This window comes from Lacinutrix neustonica, assembly GCF_026625145.1.
Lineage (GTDB): Bacteria > Bacteroidota > Bacteroidia > Flavobacteriales > Flavobacteriaceae > Lacinutrix > Lacinutrix neustonica.
Genome location: NZ_CP113088.1, coordinates 2140647 through 2164719, shown reverse-complemented (window position 1 = coordinate 2164719; position 24073 = coordinate 2140647). Strand labels below are relative to the sequence as shown.

General features: G+C 37.8%; 14 protein-coding genes and 7 pseudogenes. 13 read left to right on the top strand and 8 right to left on the bottom strand.

Features of this window, described 5'->3' with window-relative positions; genetic code table 11:
- Positions 1 to 20: 20 nt before the first annotated feature.
- Positions 21 to 1122, bottom strand: a pseudogene (dinB, locus tag N7U66_RS11780) (DNA polymerase IV).
- 41 nt (positions 1123 to 1163) lie between these two features.
- Between dinB and N7U66_RS11775 the strand changes: the two are divergent.
- The 4 genes from N7U66_RS11775 to N7U66_RS11760 all read left to right on the top strand — a co-directional run bounded on the left by N7U66_RS11775 (position 1164) and on the right by N7U66_RS11760 (position 3517).
- Positions 1164 to 1823: an NAD(P)H-binding protein gene (locus N7U66_RS11775; protein ID WP_267675457.1), complete on the top strand. Its 660-nt coding sequence runs from the start codon at positions 1164 to 1166 to the stop codon at positions 1821 to 1823.
- Between the two features lie 5 nt (positions 1824 to 1828).
- Complete coding sequence (locus tag N7U66_RS11770) at positions 1829 to 2428, top strand: DUF2238 domain-containing protein (RefSeq protein WP_267675456.1); 600 nt, start codon at positions 1829 to 1831, stop codon at positions 2426 to 2428.
- Positions 2429 to 2462: 34 nt separating this feature from the next.
- Positions 2463 to 2909: a CYTH domain-containing protein gene (locus N7U66_RS11765; RefSeq protein ID WP_313791204.1), complete on the top strand. Its 447-nt coding sequence runs from the start codon at positions 2463 to 2465 to the stop codon at positions 2907 to 2909.
- Positions 2910 to 2989: 80 nt separating this feature from the next.
- Positions 2990 to 3517, top strand: a complete 528-nt coding sequence (locus tag N7U66_RS11760) for a YciI family protein (protein ID WP_267675455.1) — start codon at positions 2990 to 2992, stop codon at positions 3515 to 3517.
- Positions 3518 to 3577: 60 nt separating this feature from the next.
- Here N7U66_RS11760 and pbpC read toward each other — a convergent pair.
- From pbpC to N7U66_RS11740, 4 genes and pseudogenes are all read right to left on the bottom strand, one after another.
- Positions 3578 to 5928: pseudogene (gene pbpC, locus N7U66_RS11755) on the bottom strand (penicillin-binding protein 1C).
- Positions 5925 to 6233, bottom strand: a complete 309-nt coding sequence (locus tag N7U66_RS11750) for an antibiotic biosynthesis monooxygenase family protein (protein WP_267675454.1) — start codon at positions 6231 to 6233, stop codon at positions 5925 to 5927. Before N7U66_RS11750 ends, pbpC begins: the two are co-directional and overlap by 4 nt.
- An 84-nt stretch (positions 6234 to 6317) precedes the next feature.
- A pseudogene (locus tag N7U66_RS22820) lies at positions 6318 to 11888 on the bottom strand (MG2 domain-containing protein).
- A 231-nt stretch (positions 11889 to 12119) separates the two neighbouring features.
- Positions 12120 to 13193 (bottom strand): annotated as a pseudogene (locus N7U66_RS11740) (isoaspartyl peptidase/L-asparaginase family protein).
- A gap of 118 nt (positions 13194 to 13311) precedes the next feature.
- Between N7U66_RS11740 and amaB the strand changes: the two are divergent.
- From amaB to N7U66_RS11710, 5 genes and pseudogenes are all read left to right on the top strand, one after another.
- Positions 13312 to 14864: pseudogene (amaB, locus tag N7U66_RS11730) on the top strand (L-piperidine-6-carboxylate dehydrogenase).
- 191 nt (positions 14865 to 15055) lie between these two features.
- On the top strand, positions 15056 to 15463 hold the full coding sequence (locus N7U66_RS11725; protein WP_267675452.1) for a hypothetical protein: 408 nt from the start codon (positions 15056 to 15058) through the stop codon (positions 15461 to 15463).
- Positions 15464 to 15553: 90 nt separating this feature from the next.
- Positions 15554 to 15988 carry an OmpA family protein gene (locus N7U66_RS11720; RefSeq protein WP_267675451.1) on the top strand — a complete coding sequence of 145 codons (435 nt, stop codon included), beginning with the start codon at positions 15554 to 15556 and terminating at the stop codon, positions 15986 to 15988.
- A gap of 14 nt (positions 15989 to 16002) precedes the next feature.
- Entirely contained in the window at positions 16003 to 16242 is a 240-nt protein-coding gene (locus N7U66_RS11715; RefSeq protein ID WP_267675450.1) for a hypothetical protein, read from the top strand.
- Complete coding sequence (locus N7U66_RS11710; RefSeq protein ID WP_267675449.1) at positions 16239 to 16592, top strand: hypothetical protein; 354 nt, start codon at positions 16239 to 16241, stop codon at positions 16590 to 16592. The genes N7U66_RS11715 and N7U66_RS11710 overlap by 4 nt, the downstream gene beginning before the upstream one ends.
- Before the next feature lie 120 nt (positions 16593 to 16712).
- Here N7U66_RS11710 and N7U66_RS11705 read toward each other — a convergent pair whose 3' ends face one another.
- The 3 genes from N7U66_RS11705 to N7U66_RS11695 form a co-directional block, all read right to left on the bottom strand.
- Positions 16713 to 17846: an ATP-binding protein gene (locus tag N7U66_RS11705; protein ID WP_267675448.1), complete on the bottom strand. Its 1134-nt coding sequence runs from the start codon at positions 17844 to 17846 to the stop codon at positions 16713 to 16715.
- A gap of 37 nt (positions 17847 to 17883) precedes the next feature.
- Positions 17884 to 18669 carry an SDR family NAD(P)-dependent oxidoreductase gene (locus N7U66_RS11700; RefSeq protein ID WP_449274499.1) on the bottom strand — a complete coding sequence of 262 codons (786 nt, stop codon included), beginning with the start codon at positions 18667 to 18669 and terminating at the stop codon, positions 17884 to 17886.
- Between the two features lie 112 nt (positions 18670 to 18781).
- Positions 18782 to 19648, bottom strand: coding sequence for an aldo/keto reductase (locus N7U66_RS11695; protein ID WP_267675446.1), 867 nt, complete (start codon positions 19646 to 19648; stop codon positions 18782 to 18784).
- 179 nt (positions 19649 to 19827) lie between these two features.
- On the opposite strand from N7U66_RS11695, the gene N7U66_RS11690 reads away from it, so the two are divergent.
- The 4 genes and pseudogenes from N7U66_RS11690 to N7U66_RS11675 all read left to right on the top strand — a co-directional run bounded on the left by N7U66_RS11690 (position 19828) and on the right by N7U66_RS11675 (position 24073).
- The gene (locus tag N7U66_RS11690; RefSeq protein WP_267675445.1) at positions 19828 to 20556 is read left to right on the top strand and encodes a DUF4382 domain-containing protein; all 729 of its coding nucleotides are present in this window, start codon (positions 19828 to 19830) and stop codon (positions 20554 to 20556) included.
- 221 nt (positions 20557 to 20777) lie between these two features.
- Positions 20778 to 21778: pseudogene (locus N7U66_RS11685) on the top strand (AAA family ATPase).
- 99 nt (positions 21779 to 21877) lie between these two features.
- Positions 21878 to 22745 (top strand): annotated as a pseudogene (locus tag N7U66_RS11680) (DUF58 domain-containing protein).
- A 59-nt stretch (positions 22746 to 22804) separates the two neighbouring features.
- Positions 22805 to 24073: a hypothetical protein gene (locus N7U66_RS11675; protein ID WP_267675444.1), complete on the top strand. Its 1269-nt coding sequence runs from the start codon at positions 22805 to 22807 to the stop codon at positions 24071 to 24073.

The window sequence follows — 24073 nt, the reverse complement described above, 5'->3', positions numbered from 1 at the left end:
ACTTTTGTTGTACGGGTTTTTTAAAACCCAAATTTTAATTGTACACTAACTGTATTTGGTTCTTCTTGTTTAGTCTTTTTTTCAGTGTTTAAATTTGAGAGAGAGAGGCCTAATAAGCGTACCGAATTATCCAATTTTTCTTGGTAGAGTAAGTCTTTTGCCGTTTCAAGCAGAATGTCTTTGTCACTAATAAAGTAAGGCAAGGTTTTACTGCGCGTGTGCAACGTAAAATCACTATATTTTATTTTTAAAGTCACTGTTTTTCCGGCAACTTTACTTTTTTTTAAGCGTCTCGGAAACTTCTTCTGCGATATGCTCTAGTTTTTCCAGCATAAAAATTTCTGAAGATAAGTTTTCATTAAAGGTACGCTCGGCAGCTAAACTTTTTCTAATACGATTTGGTTTCACTTCACTGTTATGAATACCACGTACCACATAGTAATAGTACCTTCCCGATTTTCCGAAATTTTGCTCCAAAAAATCTAACGATTTAGACTTTAAATCTACGCCAGTAAAGATTCCTTTTTGGTACATTTTTTCTGCAGTCACTTTACCAATGCCATAGAATTTTCTTATATCTAAAGCCTCTAAGAATGCTAAAACCTCTTCCGGGGTTACTGTTTTTTGTCCGTTAGGCTTGTTATAATCACTCGCGACTTTGGCGATAAATTTGTTTATAGAAATACCTGCGGAAGCTGTTAACCCAACTTCATTAAAAATACGGGCACGGATTTCTTCAGCTAACATGGAAGCACTCGGATTTCCTTTTTTGTTTTCTGTGACGTCAAGATAAGCCTCATCTAACGATAGCGGCTCCACCAAGTCAGTATAATCATGAAAAATCGCTCTAATTTTAGAAGATATTTCTTTGTAGCGTTCAAATCTTGTCTTTACAAAAATAAGCTCCGGACATAAGCGTCCGGCTAGAACACCACTCATCGCGCTTTTTACTCCAAATTTTCGAGCTTCGTAACTCGCGGCACTGACGACGCCTCGTGTTCCACCACCTCCAACAGCTAAAGGTTTCCCTTTTAATTCGGGATGATCCATTTGTTCAACAGAGGCATAAAAGGCATCCATATCGACATGGATAATCTTTCTTATGGGTAAGGCTTCATGCATAACACAAATTTATAATATCTTTAGCAAAAAGAATTTTAGAAATGAGCAAATCGGCAATTATTTTAGGAGCCACTGGATTAACCGGAGGCATATTGTTACAACAGCTTTTAAAAGATGCCCGGTATTCAAAGATTATATTATTTAGTAGAAACACTTGTGGTATAAACCATGTTAAAATTCAAGAGCATCTTATTGATCTTTTTCAATTGGAAACTTACAAAAAAGAGTTTGTTGCAAATGATGTCTTTTGCTGCATTGGAACAACCAAAGCAAAAACAAAAGACAATGACCAATATACCAAAATAGATTATGGGATTCCCGTTGCAGCAGCACACTTATCAGCAGAAAATGGTATTGAAAACTTCATCGTAATATCTGCTTTAGGCGCAGATGCGAATAGTAAACTCTTTTATAATCGAACGAAAGGCCTTATGGAAAATAAAGTGTTGTCAGAAAAGATAAAACAGACATATGTGTTGCAACCGGCACTCATTGGCGGACAACGCGAGGAGAAGCGTTTGGGGGAATATGTCGCTAAAATAGTTATGACATTAGTAAACCCCTTTTTAATTGGACGCTTAAAAAAATATAAATCCATTGCACCTAAAACCATCGTCAATGCTATGGTATGGTTGGCAAACCACAGGTATGAAAGTGGCAGGATAGAATCAGATGTTATTCAGCAACTGGGAAAAGATTAAAGCCAATGAAACTAATATATACGTTGCTTGTTTTTATCGTTTTGTTGCTTATTTGGTCCGGAATAAAACCCTTCGAGTATTTTACCTGGTTTTTAGAAGTGTTACCTGCGTTATTGGGTATTTTGATTTTAATATTTACATTTACTCGTTTTCGATTTACCAACTTGGTTTATATTCTCATTTTTATTCATTGTGTTATTTTAATTATAGGAGGGCATTATAGCTATGCTGAGGTGCCGCTATTTAATGACCTCCAAGAAGCCTTTCATCAAACCCGAAACAATTACGATAAGCTTGGTCATTTTGCACAAGGTTTTGTGCCTGCTATGATTATTAGAGAGCTACTAATAAGAAAACAGATCATTAATGGAAGTGGTTGGCGAAATTTTATAACGGTTTGTATTGCCATGGCAATTAGTGTAACTTACGAGTTTATAGAATGGTTTATTTCTGTTTTTACAGGTGAAGGGGGAGACTCCTTTTTAGGTACACAAGGTTATGTATGGGATACCCAATCGGACATGTTATATGCTACCATTGGAGCTGTTTTCGCCTTAGTTTTTTTAAGTCGAATACATAATTTTCAAATAGAGAAAATCAATTAATTACATGGGGTTCCTGCTCCAAGGGTAAATACGTATGATAGAGATAGAACGTAAATTTTTAGTAAATTCTGAAGCTTTTAAAAAGCAAGCCTCTAATGCCACACGAATCATTCAAGGCTTTTTAAGCACAGATAAAAAACGAACTGTACGTGTGAGATTAAAAGGCGAACAAGGTTTTTTAACGATTAAAGGCGCGTCTTCAAAAAATGGTTTATCGCGTTTTGAATGGGAAAAGGAAATTTCTAAACCTGAAGCTGAGGCGTTGTTGAAGCTTTGTAAAAAGGGAATCATTGATAAAATGCGATACGAGATAGCAGTAGACCTGCACACCTTTGAAGTTGATGAGTTTTTTGAAGACAATAAGGGTTTAATTATTGCTGAAGTAGAGCTCACTTCAGAAAAGGAAACCTTTTCAAAACCAGATTGGCTAGGCAGAGAAGTTACTGGAGAGCCTAAATATTATAATTCCCGAGATAAGTAAACATCCATTTTCTAAATGGTAAAGCACTAACCGTTGTCTATCTCAGGTTTTGAGATCACGACAATAAAAACACTTATGTTATGAAAAAAGCACTTTTAATTTTATTACTCATTGTTTTAGCTTGTAAAGAGGAACCCAAAGCGATTGAAATCCCCGAAGAAGCACCAGCTGAAACCCCAATGGAAACGCCAATAGAGGCGGTCGAAACTCCGGTCGAACCAACAGCAAAAGAAATACTTGAAACGTTAAAATCGAAAGGTTTTGAAACATTTAATTATGTAGATGAGCAAACAAAAGACACCGTGATCATGCAACAATATTTTATGGCGTTTTTAAAAAAGGGTCCTATTGTTACTCAAAATGAAGAAGAGGCCGCAATTTTACAGCAAGAACACCTCGACCATTTAGCAGAAATGTATGCTCTAGGCTATGCAGATATTTACGGGCCTTTTAGTGACGATGGTGATATTAGAGGCATTACAATTTATAACGTGCCAACACGTGCTTTGGCAGATAGCTTAGCAAATGCTGATCCCATGGTGAAAGCGGGACGTTTAGAAATCGAGATGCATCCTTGGTGGGCAGCAAAAGGGTATGGTTTAAGATAAAAAAAGGTCATGAGCGTTAATATCCTGTGTAGTTAAACCAGGAGATTATCTTGCCCTCATTTACTTACTAATCTCTATGCTTCTTGTAATGGCGTTTCCAAATGGATCGACTACAGTTATTAGATGTTTCCCTTCAGAAGGCGTAATGGCCATATCGTGAATGTCTTTAGTGGTTCCTACAAAGCTGTCGTTTAAATACCAGTATAATGTAGATTCACGGTTTTGAATGGGCTACTTTTAAAATGAGAGCGTTGGTTTTACCGTCAAAATCTTTTGGAAGAAAAATGGTGCTCGATGCTTTTGGGTAAATAAACTGCATGCTTGTGGTTGCAGTGGCAATGCAATCCTTTCTAAAAGGCGGTAATGGTTTATAAAACGGATTTTTTATTTTGTAATAAAATTCCATTAACGGTGGCAATACAAACCAGGATTTATGAGTCATTTTATTGATAGCTTCACAAGAGGAATTCACCTGATGCCATTCATTTTCATCTAAGTGAACACGCCGGTGATAAGGACAAGGCTTTGTTTTTAGTCCGCTCATTTGAACAAATTGCTGGAGTACTTCATCACAGTTTTCATTCGCACGATAGCCACTTTTTGCGCAAATTTCAATGTCTCGCATGTCATCAAAGGGCCTATCAAACCAAGGACTATTAGGAAGCACATCGAAAACATCAAATAAAATGGGTGCAGCCGTTTGCACGCCAACTAAGCCAGGGCGCCCTTCTCCATCGGCATTGCCCACCCAAACACCTACAACATACTCCTTTGTTGTGCCGATGGCCCAGGCATCACGAAAACCAAAACTGGTCCCCGTTTTCCATGCGATTTGCTTTGAGTCATCATAAAACTCCCAATTTTCATCACCTTCAGGGCGGTTTACTTTTTTTAAACTCTCGTAAGTAAGGTAAATGGAAGCGGCATCAAAGAGCGTTTTTTCTGATGTTTTTTTGCCGAAGTCAATAGATTCCGAGGCTAAAAACGTCGGTTCACAAAATTCATTTGAAAAGTACTCGCTTGAGGTCTCATTGAAGTGATTGAGCGTTGATGAAAAATTTGCATAGCTTTTACAGAGGTCCCACAAGTTACTTTCGGCACCACCTAAAATTAAGGACAGGCCATAATGATTAGCATCGTATGTGATATCTTTTAGTTCTAAGGCCTTTAAATAGTGATGAAACCGATCGAGTCCAAAATCTTGAAGCATGCGTACTGCGGGCACGTTTAGCGAGCGTGATAACGCACGACTTGCCGGTACCGCACCGTCAAACGTTTTATTGTAATTTTGAGGTGCGTAATTCCCGAATTGTGAGGGCACATCCGGAATTAATGTGTTGGGTAGTAAATCACCAGCGTCCAGCATGGCCGCATATAGAAAAGGTTTTAAAATACTCCCTGTACTTCGTGGTTTATTAATGATATCTACATCTTTTTGATGGGCTTTATCGGTTGGTGCATTGCCCACGTAAGATAACACTTGACGTGTTTTAACATCTAGCACTAACACTGAAATATTATAAATTTCATTTTGTTTTAAAAGCTGGTGGTGGTTAAATACAATGGTATTTGTTTGTTGTTGTAGTTTGGTGTTTATGGTGGTTCGTACGCGTTCACCAGCATGTGTTTTCGACACTTTTTGCAATAAATGTGGGGCTCTTTGTGGTAAAGGATATGGTTTTTGTGGTAAGTCTTCTGCGATGGACAACTCATACGTCAAGCGGTCAATTATTTGCTTATTGAGAAGTTTTTTTAATAAACGATTGCGTTTTTCAAGTAGTTTTTCTTGATTTTTGCCGGGATAAATCAAACTTGGGGCATTCGGTAAAACGGCTAGTGTGGCACTTTCAGACCATGATAATTCGTTGGCATCTCTATTAAAATAGCGCCAGGATGCCGCATCAAGACCAACCACGTTGCCCCCAAAAGGGGCATAACTTGCATAATAAACCAAGATGGTTTCTTTACTATATCTCAATTCAAGGCGGGTGGCCGGAAGGAGTTCTTTTATTTTTTCAAAATAGGTGCGCGATTGACCTTTTCGAGAGAGACGAATCACTTGTTGGGTAAGTGTGCTTCCGCCGCGTTTGACCTCACCTGACGTGATATTTTGTTTAAGTGCCTTATAAATTGAAACCGGGTTGAAACCAGGATGTTGATAGAAATATTCATCTTCAAAATTAACGACACAACTCTTAAATTTTTTCCGGAACAACGGCGTTTTTTGGAAATCGCCATTGGCCATCGTTTGCGATTTGGGCGCCTAGCAAATCGTTAGTTGCGCTAGTAATAACAGTCGCTGTTGGGTCTTTAAATAGTTGTTGGGGTAGGCAAAAATAATAGGCAACCAAAAGACCTGCTAGGAGTAGCGCTTTTATTTTGTGACGTGTTATGTAGGTGATTATTTTCATTTGTTAAAATCATACTCACGTTCTACTTTGCATATTCGTACCTGATACCAACTGTACCACTCCTGTATTCCCTTTTTCTGCGCTATAACATGTTCGGTTTGTTGTTTCCAGTTTTTTATGGCATCTAAAGTTTTCCAATAGCTTACGGTAATACCTACGTCACTTCTTGCAGAATCCATGCTAATAAAACCCTCTTGTTTTTTGGCTAATGTTTCCATGAGTTCAGACATTTCGGCATAACCGGTAATCTCCTCGGTTCTTGTTGACGTGAAAATGACAGCGTAATAGGGCTTAAAGGTTTTCATTAATTTCTTTTTTTAGTTCCGTGAAGACGGTACGCTTTAATTTAAAATAACGCGGACTCTTAAAATCCTGTCAGTTGTAATTGTTTATTTCTCAACAGTCACCCATTGTCCTTTTGTTCGCACTAAGAAGTCATGGTCATACATCGCTTCCGCTTGAACCCCGTATAAGTAATAGGTGCCCAAATAGGAGGCATTCAGCATCACATTAAATGTATTGCTTCCGTATTGCCCCTTTTTATTCAAATCGAAATAGAAATTCACCCGGTCGTCACGAATATCTGTAAAGCGGGCTTGACTGGTTGTATTGCTTCCAAAAGCCGTAAATCGGGTATTCACAATTTCCCACCCTGAGGGGAAAATTTGAGTGAGTGCGACGTCACTCACACGTTCATTTTTAAGGTTGGAAACCGTTACTGTAGCCATAAAATCCTGACCTTGTTGCAAGGTGCTAATATCGATGGTGCTTCCTTTTAAATCTTTATAAGCGACACTGATACTCAAGCCCCGTTGCTCCGTGATTTCTTCTCCTAAGGGTAGTTTTCCGAATTTAAAACACGCACATACACGACATTGTCTTGATTGTTTTTAAAGGATAAGCTGTTGTTGCCTTCTTTGACCTTTAACTCCCGTTGGGCAATGGCGCTCTTCGTGTTAATGGTTTGGGTTTTACCGTTCATCGTGTATTCTAGATTCACAGATTTCCCACCATTGGCTTTGACCATTTTGGCCATGGCTAGTAAACTATAGGCTGCCGTTTGTGTGCTCATCCAGCGATTACTAGATAGTGCTTTTGCAATGCTTTCTGAAAGTTCTCGTGCACGCGTATCTTTGGTTAAAATCATCGTCTCTAAAGCCATGGCACGATTCCTGTTCAATGAACCATAGGTATAATAGTTGTAGCGAGGTGGCTGAAATTCTATGTTTGCCGTTTGCGAAATCTGCTCACTAGCCTCTTTTTGTCCAGCTAAGGCATAAGCTGCTGCTAATCGCCATTTTGCTTCGTTAGAAATTTCGGTAAATTCGCGTAAGCGATTCATGGCGCCTAAGTCTCGGACGCCCAGCTAATGCTAAGGTATATAGTCTATAGGCCTGTGCTAAATCACTATTTTGGGTTTTATAGCTTGGCCGCCATTCGCGCGCTGCTTGCGTTTGGTATTTAATCCAGTTGCTTTTAAAGGTTAAGGGTAATACATACCCTTGTTTTTCGGCTTCTATCATAAAATGCCCGGAATAGCTGGTTCCCCAATCGCTGGCGTTATTTTCTCCCATCCAATAACTCATGCCACCGTTTGGCCTTTGGAAGTTTCCTAAACGTTTAATACCATTGGTAATGTTTTCCTGAATGTCTTGTTTTTTCTTCAATGGTAAATCGAAAATGTCGTTTAAAAATAACTGCGGGAAGACACCGGATGTTGTTTGCTCCACACAACCATGTGGGTATTGTACCGAGATATTGTAACCTACGTGAGAAATCCATAGGCGGCATGGTTGAAAACTCTACGGTCGCACTGTTGCTTCCGGAGACTCCAAAGGTTGAAAAGTCTAAAGCTTTAGGAGCGCGGTCTTGTAGCGTTTCATCGCGTACTTTCGATGTTATCGGGTTGGGATTCATCACATCCAATGCCACTTTATAGGTTGCTTTTTCTCCGTTTCCAGTGGCAATGACCTCAACGGTGTTATTACCGTTCGCTTTACTCACGTCTAGTTCAAAGAACGCCATCTGTTCATCTGGTTTTGAAAAGCTTAAGTTTTTGGAAGACGTACCAACAACCGAAATACCAGCACTTGTTTTTAGTTGAATGTTTACATTTTTCAACTTAGATTCCATGGCAAATACAGTTACCGGTAGCGTTACTTTTTCGCCGGGGCTCAATTTTCTAGGTAAGGCTGCCAATACCATTAAAGGTTTTTTTACTTCCACCGATTGGTCTGCGCTTCCGTAAGCTTCATGGTCCACATGTCCTGCGACAACCATGGTACGAACAGCACCAATATAATTTGGCATTTTAATGGTGTGCGATTGTTTCTCACCAACATCCATTTTAAAAGGGCCTAAAAATTTTACAACAGGCTTGAATCGGTTTGCTTTTTTATTTTTCCCTCCTGTAGCACTCCCATCACCACCAATAGCAAAAACCTGATCAATACTGCCGCCATAAGCGCCAATGACATCATCAAACATATCCCAAGTTTTTACACCTAAAGCTTCACGCGCATAAAATTCATTCCACGCGTTTGGTGTTTTAAAACGGGTAAGGTCGAGCAAGCCTTCTTCAACGATAGCAAGCGTATAAGTCATGGGTTTATTGTTTTTTTCTGAAACAGTCACGGTAAATGTTTCTTCGGGGCGCAATACGCTAGGCATTCTAATTTCAGGCTCTAATTTCGTATTTGGGTCTTCTACCATTAGCGGAATGACACCGTATAAACGAATGGGTAAATCGTTAGCTGTCGTTATATGTGGTTGTAACAATGAAATATTGATAAATACATTAGGCGCCATTTTTTTTGTTATTGGAATGTTCACAACCGTTTCTCCTTGAGTGGTCTTTATCCATTTGTGTTCAATGACTTCTGTGCCATTTTCAATGGAGATTAAGGCACGGCCTTCTGTACCACTTGGAAATGTAATTTTAGCCGTTTCACCAACCTGGTAATCTTCTTTATCGGCAGCAAAGACTAGCATTTTTGCAGCTTCCTTATCACCTGATGGTTGTTTTTTCCACCAGTTTTTGTAAAAATAGGCTGTGCGACCAGTAGCGTGCCCACTATTAGGATCATAAACACGAATTAAATAGCGCCCACCTTCTGCTTCAGGCACATTAATTTTAAAATTAGCCTTACCCTTTGCATCTGTATTAATGGTGCGAGCCATAAATGGTTTATGAAAAGAACTTGACGTATATTTTGATAAGTTGTCGTTAGAGGCATTCCACCACCAGCGCCATTCTACTTTATAGACGGTGACTTCTAATCCGTCACGTTTTATGGGTTTGCCTTGGTCGTCGACGACTGCAACATCAAAAGTTTGATCTTCATCTGTAAAAAACGAACCATAAGCGCGACCTTGTGGGGATTTTAAACCTACAAAAGATTTATAAGGGGCATATGGCTTGGAAAAAGCATCCATAGAAAAATCGCCACCATTTTCAAAAGCACGCACAAGAAACTGTACGTTTAACATCCCAGGCGCATTTTGTCCAACACTTAATTGATTCGTGATTTCTGTAAAGCCCTCTTCGTTTACCTGGCCTTCGAATACGGTAATTTCTTCACCGGAATAGGTGCGAGAGGGATCACTAAACACGTAATTTTTGTAGTTTTTAAACGGGGCATACGCATTACTGAATTTGGCTTTAATTTCAGTCTTTACACGTTTTGCTGGCGCTCCATGTAACCAGTTTACTTGGAGTGCTCCATTAAGCGGTGCAAACCCGGATAGAATGTCATCTTTGAAATCGACTTTTATTTTAAGTCGATTAGGTTTTACGGTTTCTACTTTTAAACCTTTATAAAAAGTCGCACCTCCAACACTAACTTTGGCGTTCCAATTCCCAGTCTTGCTTTCGACCGCTGTGGGTACCGTAAAGCTGTAGAAATTATTTATATTATCACCTATTACCTTTTGGTAAGTGAGTTTACCGTTAGGATCTGTCACTTCCATTTTTACAGGATGTCCTTTAGGTAGTTTGTTGCCATTATCGTCTAAAATGAAAGACAGATGTAATGAGTCTCCAGGACGCCAAACGCCGCGTTCCCCATAAATATAACCTTTAAGGCCGCGTTGTAATTGATTTCCGAGACACATCAAATTTGCTTAAGGAGAGCGAATTACCATCTCCAAGCTTGATATAGGTATGACTGTTATCTTTTGAAATGATAGCAAAAGCTGCACGTTTGTCGGATCTAATGGTAGCCAAGCCTTCTGCATTTGTTTTGGCACTCGCAATTTCTTGCTGCTGATAGTTATAAATTTTAACCAAAGCTTGGGCTTCCACATTAGTATTTAGAAGATTAGTAACGGCAAAATAGTAATCGCTAGTCGTGCCTTTTTTAACAAGGACACCTAGATTTGATGCCATTAAATTTTGAGAGACCATACGATCTGAATTATAGTATGCCTCATGACAGGGGTTGTCGCGTTCACGCCAGTTGTAATTGTTATTTCTATAGCGGTAGGTTACATTATCCCAATAGGCTTCTTCACGGAGCGCTTCGTCTTCGGTTGTGCTCGTGGTGTTTTCATCGTAGTAATAATCGTCGTGGTAATAATCGTCATTATTTTCAGTGTTTGTAATGTTTCTGTTTACACTACAATCGTACAGTGCGTATTCTTTTTTAAATTCGACTTCCACACGATAAATAGCGCCTTGATCTGCTTTAAACAAACTTGATAAATCAACACTGTAGGTTTTCCATTGCTCGTTATCCTGTGCCGCTTCACTAGTGAGAAGGATGGTTTTTTTTACAATGCGACGACCTACTTGACGAATGCTGTTCTCATTGCTACTAGACAATTCATTATCCTGTAAAAACTGAAGAATGTTGTCTTCAAAAATTTTAATCACTCGAAGGTCTACGGCCTTTAAATTGACGGCCTCAAAATTAAATTTTAATTCTTGAGAGTTCGGTAAGATAACCCCGTTATTTACCAAACGCACTTGTGGCTTTACTTCTTCAAAAGAAATGGTTTCAGAAAAAGGATGTTTTAATTTATAGCCTTCGTTATTTTTAATGCCTTGAAAAACATCGACCTGAACCGCACCCTTTATTTTGGTGTCTCGGATAGGCTTTTAAAATATTACCTTCAACAATGTATTTTGGGTTTTTAGTATTTTGAATGGTCACCAATCCATCAAAATTTTGTTGTTTTTTAATAGGATCGGAAAAATTAATAAGCAAATACTGCTCTGGATTTTGAACCACTTCAATGCGTGTAATGGTAAAATTATTTCTACCTGGAATCGTTACCATATTACTGCCAGCGTTATCGGCTTTAATGGCTTTTCCGTTCCACGTCACTTCAATTTCTGAATCTTCGACGTTACGACTAATACTATCGATTTTAAATTCGAAAACCCGCTGAGGTAACTGGGATTCATTCCATTCTATATTCAATTTTTTACCATCTTGTGTCGCGTGGACGAGCTGCTTTGCCTCTTCAATGGTTATATCATCAGCAGATTTTACAACGCCTAATAGGTATTGCCATGCTTTACTGTAAGATTGCAAATCATTGGTAACAACATTGAAATTGGGTGTGATGGTTTTAAATTGAAAGGTATAGTTTTCAAATCCAGAAGGCATATCAGAATAAATGGCCCCCAATTTTACGGTCACTGTATATTCTGTATCCGGATCTAATGGCTCATCGGGATAAAATAATAATGAGTGTTTGCTTTTAGTAACTAACCGTCCTGAAACATCAGGATTGAAAGAGACAATGTTATCTTTGATATCCTGATTTAGTTCCCAGCCTTCGACGGCTTTGTGTAGATTAATAGTAATTGGTTTAGTAACAGAAACGCGCCCCGAAGTGGTGTAGCTAATATAGTCTCTAAATTTAAAGAGATTATCGGTTTCAACGACTTCTTTTTTACAAGAGGTTACAAGAATAATGAAGAGGAATAAGGCAAAGAGTGGATGTAATCTCATGTTTTCTGTTTTCGATAAAATTAGTAGAAAGTATTGCAATTTCTAGATTAGATGTATCAAACGTGACTAACAAAAGAGTATCCGTGTGATTCTTAATGGGATTCGTTTTCTTTTTGATAATGCACTCGACTTTAATGGAAGGGCATATCCATGTGAAATAGTTCTAAGTGCAACGGGTTTATAGGGCATACTAGCTTTTAATATTAACATGTAACGTTCTGCTATTGAAGTTTACTCTTTAAAAATACCAATAACCAATTCATCCTTATCATTCATAGCGGCGCGATACATGCCAGCAGTATTGAAATTCATTTCCATATTTCCATATTTATCCACTGCAATGATGCCGCCATCTCCTCCCAGTTCAGGGACTTTTTTCTGAATGACTTCGTTCGCGGCTTCTTTTAATGATACTCCTTTGTATTCTATTAACGCAGAGATGTCATGGGCTACTGTTGCACGAATAAAAAACTCGCCCCATCCCGTACCGAGATACAGCACAAGTCGCGTTATTGGCGTAGTTTCCAGCTCCAATAATTGGCACATCGCCAACACGACCATATCTTTTATTTGTCATCCCGCCAGTAGACGTTCCCGCAGCAAGGTTGCCATTTTTATCTAGGGCGACACAACCAACAGTACCAAATTTACTGTCTTTAATAGTTGCATCGTAAAATGCCGAGGCATTATCACTTTCTTTTTGTGCTTCTTTTTCCTTTACTCTTTTTAGGGATTGCATTCTACTTTCAACATAGAAATACTCCGGAGAGACCAATTCTAAACCTTGTTCTTTTGCATAACTTTCTGCGCCCTCACCAGCCATCATAACATGTGGTGAATTTTCCATAATTTTTCTTGCTAAACTAATGGGGTTTTTTACGGTTTTAGTACCTGCCGAAGCCCCTGCATTTAAGTCTTTTCCATTCATTATTGAAGCATCGAGCTCATTTGTTTCTGCATTAGTAAAGACGGCACCTTTTCCAGCATTGAATAATGGAGAGTCCTCTAAAACAGTAATGGTCTTTTCAACCGCATCAAGACTTGTTCCACCATTTTTAAGAATGGTGTGCCCCACACGAATGGCTGCTTCCAATGTTGCTCTGTATTCTGCTTCCTTTTCATCAGACAGGTTTTCCTTAAGAATAGTACCCGCGCCACCATGAATAACAATGGCAAATTCGTTTACTTGTTCTTTTTTCGGGGTGCTTTAGTAGTGTTTTTAGAATTGTCGTTTGGCTTGGGAATGAGCTCTCCACAATTGAGTAGCACTAAAAAAACAAAGAGTACGCTGAGTGATTTTTTCATTTTGGTTTGGTTTTATCCGCATTAAAGTTACTATTTTTAAGAAAGCTATAACCTTTAAAACGCACATTTATTAGTATATTTGCCTCAAAATTAAATAATTCGTAAAAATTGATTATATATGATAGCAGTTTCAGCTGATTTCGGAATAAAAGAAGCCTTACAACAGTTAGGTATTAAAGATGTAAATGACGGAACCTCTACAGGATCTAAAAGCTTTGGAAGTGGGGAGATGATTTCATCTTATTCACCAACAGATGGGTCTTTAATAGCAAAAGTAACAACCACAACAAAAGCAGACTACGACAAAATGATGGAAGCAGCAACCACTGCTTTTCCAACATTCAGAGCGATGCCAGCACCTCAAAGAGGAGAGATTGTTCGCCAGTTTGGTAATAAATTAAGAGAGTTAAAAGAGCCATTAGGAAAATTGGTGTCTTATGAAATGGGTAAATCTTTACAAGAAGGTTACGGTGAAGTTCAGGAAATGATTGATATCTGTGATTTTGCGGTAGGGTTATCGCGCCAGTTAAACGGTCAAACCATGCCTTCTGAGCGTCCAGGGCACGTCATGAGAGAACAATGGCACTCTATTGGTGTTGTAGGTATTATTTCAGCCTTTAATTTTCCAGTGGCAGTTTGGGCATGGAACACGGCTTTAGCGTGGGTTTGTGGTGATGTTTGTGTTTGGAAAGCTTCAGAAAAAGTACCCCTTTGCTCAGTAGCTTGTCAAAATATTATTGCAGGCGTATTAAAAGAAAATAATTTGCGAGAAGGTATTTCTTGTATTATTAATGGAGATTATAAAGTAGGTGAAATGATGACTACTGACAAAAGAATTCCATTAATATCTGCTACAGGTTCTACAAGAATGGGACGTATTGTGGGAACCACTGTTGCAGAACGTTTTGGAAAATCGTTATTAGAATTAGGAGGAAACAACGCCATTATTATTACACCAACTGCAGATTTAAAAGTAGTAGTACCTGGTGCTGTGTTTGGAGCTGTTGGAACCTGTGGACAACGTTGTACTTCAACAAGACGATTAATAATTCATGAATCTGTTTACGATAAAGTAAGAGATGCTATTGTTGGAGCCTATGGACAATTAACTATTGGGAACCCTTTAGATCAAAAAAATCATATTGGACCATTAATAGATAAAGATTCTGTGAACACCTATTTAGCGGCTATTGAAAAAGCAAAAGCTGAGGGCGGAAACGTATTAGTAGAAGGTGGTGTTTTGGAAGGTGAAGGTTACGAATCCGGATGTTATGTAAAACCAGCAATTATTGAAGCAGAAAATAGTTTTGAAATTGTACAACACGAAACTTTTGCACCAATTTTATACTTAATGGAGTATTCAGGAGAGGTTGAAAATGCTATTGAAGCTCAAAACGGTGTTGCACAAGGATTATCGTCTGCAATTATGACTAACGAAATGAAAGAAGCTGAAAAATTCTTATCATTCTCAGGATCAGATTGTGGTATTGCAAACGTAAATATTGGAACTTCGGTGCCGAAATTGGAGGTGCTTTTGGAGGTGAAAAAGAAACTGGTGGTGGACGTGAGTCCGGATCAGACGCATGGAAAGTGTACATGAGAAGACAAACAAACACTGTAAATTATTCAGATGAACTACCTTTAGCACAGGGTATTAAATTTGATTTATAAGACGTATTAGTTCAAATTGGAAAAGCCACATCGAAAGATGTGGCTTTTTTTATTTAATAGGAGTTTAATCGCTTATTTTGTTGTGTTGGTCGAATTTCGATCGTTTGATTTTTTATTTGTTATTGTAAGTGTGAAAATTTGATTTTAAATTTAATAACTTGACAGTCACTAACATATAAATCAATATCATAATGAATAAAAAAACCGGCTATCTTCTCGGTGTTTTTTTAACGATTATTCTTGGTATCATTCTGTACTATTTTTTATGTTGTAAATCCTGTTGGGATGCTCAAAAAGCGGAAGCTAAGACGATAGTTGTAGGAGTGCCGGAGGTTGAAAATACTTCAAAAAACAGGCTTTCTATTATTGATTCTAAAAGCGGAATAGCATTTAAAGCAAAGGATAATTTTAATTTTAGAACATCAGACTTTTCAATTGTCACACCTTTAGGGGAAGGATTGGTCGAGGAGGTCTCTAAATTAGCACGATTTATAAACGATAATTCAAAGAAGGGACTTGATATTACTGGTTATTACTCCATTGGCGAAGAGAACACAACAGCATTTCCAAACTTGGGTTTAGCCGAGCTAATGCCGTGAAAAACTATATGGTTTCTCAAGGGATTCCCTCAAAAAAACTAAATACATATGGGATACAAAATAATGATATGATTCCGAGATGAAAACGGAATGTATTATGGACCGCTACACTATAATATAAGTACTACGATAGAAGGAGATCCTGGCGTAGAACTTGCTTTAATAGCGCTACGGCAAGACATCCAAGCAAATTCGTTGGTCATGTATTTTGATATTGGGAATGCTGCCATTACACTGTCTCCTGAGCAGAAAGAAATAGTAGCTAAAATGTCTCGGTATATTGATAAGGCTAACGATAATGCCGTAATTGAAATTATTGGTCATACCGATGATATTGGAGATTGGGATAGTAATGTCAAACTGGCCTTAAGCAGAGCCAACTTCGCCAAAGAATACTTTGTGGAAAACAACATTTTAGAAACTAAAATAAAAACGACTTCTAAAGGACCCGATCAACCCATTGCAGACAATGCAACCGAAGAAGGACGGTCTAAAAATAGAAGAGTAGTCGTAACTATTAACTAACAAAAAATTAAAATATGGATATGTGTTTATTTATTCCCATACTCGTCGGGCTTGTATGTGCTTTATTGGGTTACTTATTAGGAAAACTTTCCGGAGATGGAAACAATCGATCTAATGCAGTAGATGTTTATAAAAATAGAATCTCAATATTAGAGACAGAATTAGCGGGTTGTAAAGAGCGGTTAGGCAATACTAAAGTGGTAGGCAATGGTATTTCTTCCGGGGCAGGAAATTCGGGGCAAGATCAAGTATGATGTCTGCTGGTAAAACGGCCGAATCCACGAGCTCTCGAGAAAATGCCACACTAGATTTTAACGCAGCTGCCGCGAAAGCCGCTTTTGGAAAAAAAATAGCCCCGGACGATTTAACAGTTGTTGAAGGTATTGGGCCAAAAATTAAAGCGTTGTTTCATAAACACGATGTTCAAACCTGGGAGGCACTAGCCGCTTGCTCAGTAGATAAATGTCAGGAAGTGTTACGTAGCGGCGGTAAGCGATACGAGATTCATAGGCCAGGAACATGGCCGGAACAAGCAAAATTAGCAACTCAAGGCAAATGGGAAGAACTCAAAGATTGGCAGGACATATTAAAAGGCGGAAAATAAGTATCTAAACCAGAACATAACGCCAACTTTGTCTTTAAAGAACTAAGCAGTGCAGCGTGGATTACAGGTGACGTGAGTATCGCATGGACCGCTAAAACGGATATAATATTAGTAAAAGCCTCAACTGTATTTTACTTTTCGCAAGATTCGTATAGACTCTTTAAATTGGATGTAAACAGCATCGCTGTAGTCTTTTAAATACGGCTTGGCCTCCAGTAATTTATCTATGGCCTCATGGAATAAGTTCAAATAACAGATTAAATAGGTTGCCGGTAAGTTTTGAAGGTCTTGTATTTCGGAAAGATTAAGAGTGGCTCCTTTTTTTAATTTTTCTAAAATGGCATTATTAGCATTGTAGATGTGATGCAATACTTTTTTGTCAAATTCCGGTGGCTGAAATACTAAAGTAGAGTCAATCGTGTAATGCGCGTTTTCGTTAAATTGAATGATGGTTTCTTCAAGGGGATAATATTTAAAATTATTCTGAAGACCTAATGACACATATTCTATTATTTTGAAGGTATCCTGGTCAAAGTAAATGGCAACGTCATCTAAAGTCGAATAAAATAAGCGCACTTGTTCATTAATAAGTTCAATGTCTACCCTAGAAAAGAACACATTACCATTTGCTTCTTTACGCTGCCCAGCCCAACATACCACAAAATATTCTTTGAAAACTTTGTATTGTGGATGGTAATCTTTTCGTTTATTCATAAAATCGAATACACCATCTAATGTGTGTTCAATATTATTGTGTGAGTGACTTTCAATAGCTTCAACTATTTTAGAATTAACATCTATAATATCACTTTTAAATATTTTAGGCATGCTCATACTGCCATCTCTAAAAAATACAGAACCTCCATAATATTTCCAGATGTTTTTTCGTAATGAAGTTAAACCTTCATTGGCACGAATAGTGACTAAGCCCACCACTTTATGATCTGCTAAATGTGGAAATGGGATATTCTCATACTGTACAATTGGTGGATTCGTGAGATAAGCATTGATGAGGTTTTGAATTTTAGAGTCATCAAAAAAATCGACTCCAATAATCTCGTTATCCTCGTCTTCTACGCCAATAACAATGAAGGAGTTGTTTTTAGGATTACTATTTGAAAGCGCACAAATATGTTTTAAAAACTTCGCCTTTCCTTCTTTTAAATCAATATCAATTTTTCGCTTTTTGTCATAAAAACTGTTCTCATCATTATGGGCGAGTAAGTTTTTAATTAAAAGGCGTTTGTTAATCATTTTAATCTCCTTTTGGGCTTTTATTACGGCTTGATCTTCAGGCGTCTTTTTTAACGATAGTGCTACTAGCTTGTGCCGTACAAAACATTAAAACATCTGCGATGTTCACATGTTTCGGTCGTGAAATTGCAAAGTAAATAACCTCTGCAACATCTTGGGGCTGCAACGCTTTATAACCCTTATAAACATGATCTGCTCGGGCTTCCCCTTTAAAACGAACTTGAGAAAATTCAGTTTCTACTAATCCAGGATTAATAGCGCCAACTTTTATTCCAAACGAATTGAGGTCCATGCGCATCCCTTCAGTAAGGGCTACAACCGCATGTTTGCTGGCACAATACACATTTCCGTTTGGATACACTTCTTTTCCAGCTGATGAACCAATGTTAATAATATGTCCCGATTGGCGTGCGGTCATTTGTGGTATTACGGCTTTACTCACATAGAGCAACCCCTTAACGTTGATGTCAAGCATGGCATCCCAATCGTCAAGATTGCCTTCGTGGATGGGGTCTAAACCGTGCGCATTACCGGCATTATTGATTAAAATATCAATAGCTTTAAAGCCTTCGGGTAGTGAAGCGATGGCTTCAAAAACACCTTCTTTATCTCTAACATCAAAGTTGAGAGTGTGCACATCGGTGAGTTTGCTTAACTCTAGCTTAATGCTGTCTAGCCGTTCTTGGCGCCTGCCACAAATAATTAATCGAATGCCTTGTTTTGCAAATTCATGTGCGGTGGCTCTCCCTATACCACTGGTAGCTCCAGTAATTAATGCTGTTTTTTTCATATGCTTTCCTGCGTAGGCAGGAACCTTTTTAATGTTACACTTATTTTTCTTTTAGAATAGCCTTTATAAATCTCTCATTTTCAAAAATAAAACTTGTTGTTTTAACCTGTTTAAAGCTTGATTTCTGCCTAAACAGGCAGAAATATCAAGGCACTTTATGACCTTGACAGGCCACTAAAATTAAAAACCAATCTTCCAACTCTAAATCAATAGCTGTCGCTTTGGCTGCATTGGTAATGCGCTCTAAATTGGTGGTTCCGATAACTGGTTGAATATGTGCTGGATGTTTTAACAGCCAAGCCAATAATAATTGATCTTCGGTGGCATTATATTTATGGGTTAATTCCTGTAATTGTTTATGAATGCGTCTGGTTTGCTCGGTATCTTCCCTAAAAACAGAACCTAGTGGTGACCAGGCCATGACAGGGATGTTATGCGTCGTTAAGTAATCAAGTGTACCATCGTGCATCGCACTGTGTTGTGTTAACGAAAATTCAATTTGATTGGCAGACACTTCTGTTTCTTTTCTAATCAAGTCCATTTGAGAGGGGCTGAAATTTGAAACACCAAAAGCCCTCACTTTACCTTGTGTTTTGAGTTGTGAAAAAGCTTCGGCAATAACTTCGGCTTCCATTAACGGACTCGGTCTGTGTAATAGTAGTAAGTCTAAATATTCTGTTTTTAAGTGATTTAGTGAGGCTTCTGCAGAAGCAATAATATAGGCTTTACTGTAATCGTAATGCTTCACTTTATTGTAATGCCGCGTTTTACCTAAATATTGAATGCCGCATTTGGTTATGAATTGAAGTGTCTCTCTATCGGCTCCACTTTCATCAAAAGCACTACCAAAGTCGGCTTCTGTGGTATAATCACCATAAATGTCTGCATGATCAAAAGTAGTAATCCCGTTTTCAATACAATGGTTGATACGTTTTATCATCTTGGTTTTTGAGAGTTTCTTTCCCCAAACGCCCCAAGTCATAGTGCCTGCAATAATTTTAGAATAGTTCACCTAAAAACGCTTTAAAATAGTTTGCTTAAAAATAAGGAATAGCCTATAAATTCTCTTTAAAAAAAGACGCTTAATTGTTAAACTTATTATAATACGGGTTTATAAGAAGTCTGTAAGTATAAAGCTCACGTAAATGACATTAGAAACTTTTAAAAAACAAAATTATAAGTATGAACAAAATGAAATTTTTAAAGTATGTAATTTTATCATTATCATTGGTATTCGCCTTGAGCTGTAACAAATCTGATGATACCAACCCTGTAGAGGGAACTTCGAAAATATCGGTTAGACTAATGGATATGCCGGGAGATTTTGATAACGTATTTGTAGATGTTCAAGATGTCATGATAAAATTGAATGATGATAGCGAAGGGGATTCAGGTTGGGTTAGTGTGGAAGCTATAAACACTGGAATATACGATCTTCTTGAACTTACAGGAGGTATTGATGTACTCTTGTTGGATGATTTTGAATTGCCATCAGGATACTTAAATCAAATTCGTTTGGTTTTGGGCAATGATAACACAGTGGTGATTGATGGTGAGACCTTTCCTCTAAATACGCCTAGTGCACAACAATCAGGATTAAAAATCAAAGTAAATCAAAATTTAGAACCAAACATTAATTACACGTTCTTACTTGACTTTAATGTAGACGCGTCTATTGTTATGGCTTCAAATTCTGAAAATATTAATTTGAAACCAGTAATTAGAGCAAGCGTTGAAGCGCAATCAGGTTATATTACAGGAATGGTAACACCGCTGGATTTACAAGTTTTAATTGAAGCAACTAATGGCGTTGAAACGATTTCGACTTATGCTGATGAAACGGGACAATTTGTTTTAGTAGGACTTGATTCGGGAGCCTATACCGTTACGGCGACTCCGAGATACTGCTTCGGGATTTGAAGCTCAAGTATTTGAGAATGTGGAGGTCGTTATTGGAGCATCAACAGACCTTGGTACAATTACATTTGAATAAAACGTCTTTTTTTTATATAAAGCCAGTATCCGTATGATACTGGCTTTTTTATTTTTAACCAATTATTAACAAGATATGAGCAAAAAAAGTGACAATTTGCGAATCTAAATTTCCAATATTATATTCGACGCTTAAAATTTATAAAAAGATGGAAGAAACCAATACAATTGATATTAAATCAATTAACGAGAAAATTGAAAAGGAAAGTGCTTTTGTCGATTTGTTGACATTCGAGATGAATAAGGTAATCGTTGGTCAGAAAGATATGATTGAACGGTTGCTTATTGGCTTATTAGGCCAAGGACATATTTTACTAGAGGGCGTACCAGGTTTAGCAAAAACATTAGCGATTAATACCTTGTCGAAAGCCATAGACGCAAGCTTTAGCCGAATTCAATTTACTCCGATTTATTGCCTTCAGATGTGGTTGGAACTTTAATTTTTAATATGAAAGAGAATGATTTCTCTATTAAAAAAGGACCCATATTTGCCAATTTCGTGTTGGCCGATGAGATTAACAGAGCGCCAGCCAAGGTGCAGTCTGCCTTGTTGGAAGCCATGCAGGAAAAGCAAGTTACCATTGGTGATGAAACCTTTGTTTTGGATAAGCCCTTTTTAGTGATGGCCACTCAAAATCCTGTGGAACAAGAAGGAACCTATCCTTTACCGGAGGCACAAGTAGATCGATTTATGTTAAAAACAGTGATAGACTACCCAAAGAAAGATGAGGAGCAGCTCATTATGCGTGCTAATTTAAAGGGAAGTTGGGATAAAGTGAACCCTGTGGTGTCTATTGCTCAAATTTTAAGAGCGCAAGAAGCCGTTCGCGAGGTTTATATGGATGAGAAAATAGAAAAGTATATTCTCGATATTGTTTTTGCAACCCGTTTCCCAGAGCAATATAAACTTGCCGATTTAAAACCATTAATCTCTTTTGGCGCCTCACCTCGTGGAAGTATTAACTTAGCTACCGCAGCAAAATGTTACGCCTTTATTAAGCGTCGTGGTTATGTTATTCCTGAAGATGTTCGTGCTGTAGTTCACGATGTTTTACGTCATAGAATTGGTATTACTTATGAAGCTGAAGCCGAAAATGTGACTTCAGAAGACATCATTAATAAGATTGTAAATGTGGTTGAAGTACCATAGATAGTTACTAGTACTCATATTAAGTGGGGAGACGCTCACTCGAAATTTGATTGTTTTTTAACTGCATACTCAAGACTGCACACTGCATACTTAAAAAAAATGGATACTAAAGAATTACTTAAAAAAGTACGAAAAATAGAGATTAAGACCCGTCGTTTGTCTGATCATATTTTTGGAGGAGAATACCATTCTACTTTCAAAGGGCGTGGTATGACTTTTTCTGAAGTTCGCCAGTACCAATTTGGGGACGATGTTCGAAATATCGATTGGAATGTTACAGCACGCACAAACGAACCACATATTAAAGTATTTGAAGAAGAGCGAGAGCTCACCATGTTATTAATGGTGGATGTTTCTGGTTCAGAGCTGTTTGGTACAGAGCAGCAATTTAAAAATGAAATTATTACAGAAATTTCGGCGACACTTGCTTTTTCTGCCACACAAAATAATGATAAAATTGGCTTGATTTTGTTTTCAGATGACGTCGAGTTATTCATCCCGCCAAAGAAAGGACGGTCTCACGTGCTTAGAATTATTCGTGAATTAATAGAATTCAAACCAAGAAGTAAGGGCACAAATATTGTTGAAGCATTGAAATTTATGCGCAGTGTGATGAAGAAAAAGGCCATTGTATTTGTACTGAGTGATTTTATTGCAGACGACTATAAGCAAACATTAAAAATAGCCGCAGGAAAACATGATGTGACAGGCATTCGTGTGTATGACAAAAAAGAAGAGGCGATCCCAAATTTAGGACTGGTACAAATGCAAGATGAAGAGTCTCGGCGAGTTCCTGTTGGTCAATACATCATCAAAAAAAGTACGATTAAACTACAGTAAATTTTATCATGAGAAAGTAGAATATTATAAAGATAGCTTTGCAAAAGCAGGTGCAGGAACCATCGATTGTAGAGTGGATGAAAGTTACGTAAGAAAGCTATTGGGTTATTTTAAAAGAAGAGGATAAAAATTAACTAGGAGGTCACACTAAGCGCCATTGAAGTGTAATTGAAGTAATAACTAACAATGAAAAAAATTGAATTGAAAAATTATAAGAGTAAAGACAAGGCTTTGGTCTTCCGTGTTAACACTTCCGTTTGCCTGTCTTTTGTCTTTACACTTTTTTCTCTGCTCTCTTTCAGTCAAGTCCAATCATCAATAGATGTGGATTCCATTAAAATTGGAGAACAAATCACGTTTAAAGTTTCCGTTGAAGCAGATACTTCAGAAGTGATTGTTTTTCCTGAAGGGCAGACGTTTGGTGCCTTAGAGATGATTGAGTCTTATAAGATAGACACTACAAAAAAAGACGCTAGATTCAATCTGATTAAAAAATACGGATTAACAAGATTCGATTCCGGAGCCTATACCATTCCAAGGCAAAAAATACTAATAGGAGCCAAAGAATTTTACACGGATTCTCTTAAAGTTGAGGTGCGAGAAATGGCAGTGGATACCACTAAACAAGGGTTGTATGATATTAAGCCCATTATAGAAGTTGAAAAAAGCACGGGTAATTGGTGGAAGTATTTCCTTGTTATTTTAATAGGTTTTGGCGTAGCGGCCTTCTTGTTGTGGTGGTTTATCCGGAGACCAAAACCATTAAGTGAAGAAGAAGAGATTGCTCTGCTTCCGCCGTATGATCGTGCAAAATTAGCCTTACAGAAACTAGACGAAAGCGGCTACTTGCAGAATGAAAATTTGAAAGAATATTATTCTGAATTGACCTTCATTATTAGAAAATATTTGGATGAAAAAGTGTACGATCGTGCCTTAGAAAGCACCACCTCCGAACTTGTTTTACGGTTAAATTTGCTAAAAGATGGCAATCAAATAGAAATTAGTAAAGAAGATATTCGAAATATTGAAACCATATTAAAACGTGCCGATTTGGTTAAATTTGCTAAGTCTGCCCCGGATATCGCTTTAGCCGAAATTGACAGAAAAACAATTGATTTAGAAATCGATCACGTTAAAGAAGCACTACCTGAACCAACTGAAGAGGAGAAGTTATTGGATAACCAATACAAGGAAGCCCAAGTGCGTAAAAAGAAACGTAAAAAAATACTGGTTACTGTTCTTATCTCTGTGTTTTTAATAGTTGCCACAATTACTGGTTTTGTATTCAAATTTGGATTTGATTACGTAAAAGATACCGTTATTGGGCATGAAAGCAAAGAATTGCTTGAAGGAGATTGGGTAACGAGCGCCTATGGTACTCCTCCAGTGACGATTAGTACTCCAGTAGTGCTTAAGAGAATGAGTCTGCCAACAGCACAAAATGAGCCGAAGTAA

What these genes read in the sequence shown, in the direction of transcription:
- N7U66_RS11710 (WP_267675449.1), top strand. Translation starts at nt 16,239, where the DNA reads ATGATGTCTGCTGGTAAAACGGCCGAATCCACGAGCTCTCGAGAAAAT.
- N7U66_RS11765 (WP_313791204.1), top strand. Translation starts at nt 2,463, where the DNA reads ATGATAGAGATAGAACGTAAATTTTTAGTAAATTCTGAAGCTTTTAAA.
- N7U66_RS11705 (WP_267675448.1), bottom strand. Translation starts at nt 17,846, where the DNA reads ATGATTAACAAACGCCTTTTAATTAAAAACTTACTCGCCCATAATGAT.
- N7U66_RS11760 (WP_267675455.1), top strand. Translation starts at nt 2,990, where the DNA reads ATGAAAAAAGCACTTTTAATTTTATTACTCATTGTTTTAGCTTGTAAA.
- N7U66_RS11690 (WP_267675445.1), top strand. Translation starts at nt 19,828, where the DNA reads ATGAAATTTTTAAAGTATGTAATTTTATCATTATCATTGGTATTCGCC.
- N7U66_RS11750 (WP_267675454.1), bottom strand. Translation starts at nt 6,233, where the DNA reads ATGAAAACCTTTAAGCCCTATTACGCTGTCATTTTCACGTCAACAAGA.
- N7U66_RS11675 (WP_267675444.1), top strand. Translation starts at nt 22,805, where the DNA reads ATGAAAAAAATTGAATTGAAAAATTATAAGAGTAAAGACAAGGCTTTG.
- N7U66_RS11770 (WP_267675456.1), top strand. Translation starts at nt 1,829, where the DNA reads ATGAAACTAATATATACGTTGCTTGTTTTTATCGTTTTGTTGCTTATT.
- N7U66_RS11725 (WP_267675452.1), top strand. Translation starts at nt 15,056, where the DNA reads ATGAATAAAAAAACCGGCTATCTTCTCGGTGTTTTTTTAACGATTATT.
- N7U66_RS11715 (WP_267675450.1), top strand. Translation starts at nt 16,003, where the DNA reads ATGGATATGTGTTTATTTATTCCCATACTCGTCGGGCTTGTATGTGCT.
- N7U66_RS11775 (WP_267675457.1), top strand. Translation starts at nt 1,164, where the DNA reads ATGAGCAAATCGGCAATTATTTTAGGAGCCACTGGATTAACCGGAGGC.
- N7U66_RS11720 (WP_267675451.1), top strand. Translation starts at nt 15,554, where the DNA reads ATGTATTATGGACCGCTACACTATAATATAAGTACTACGATAGAAGGA.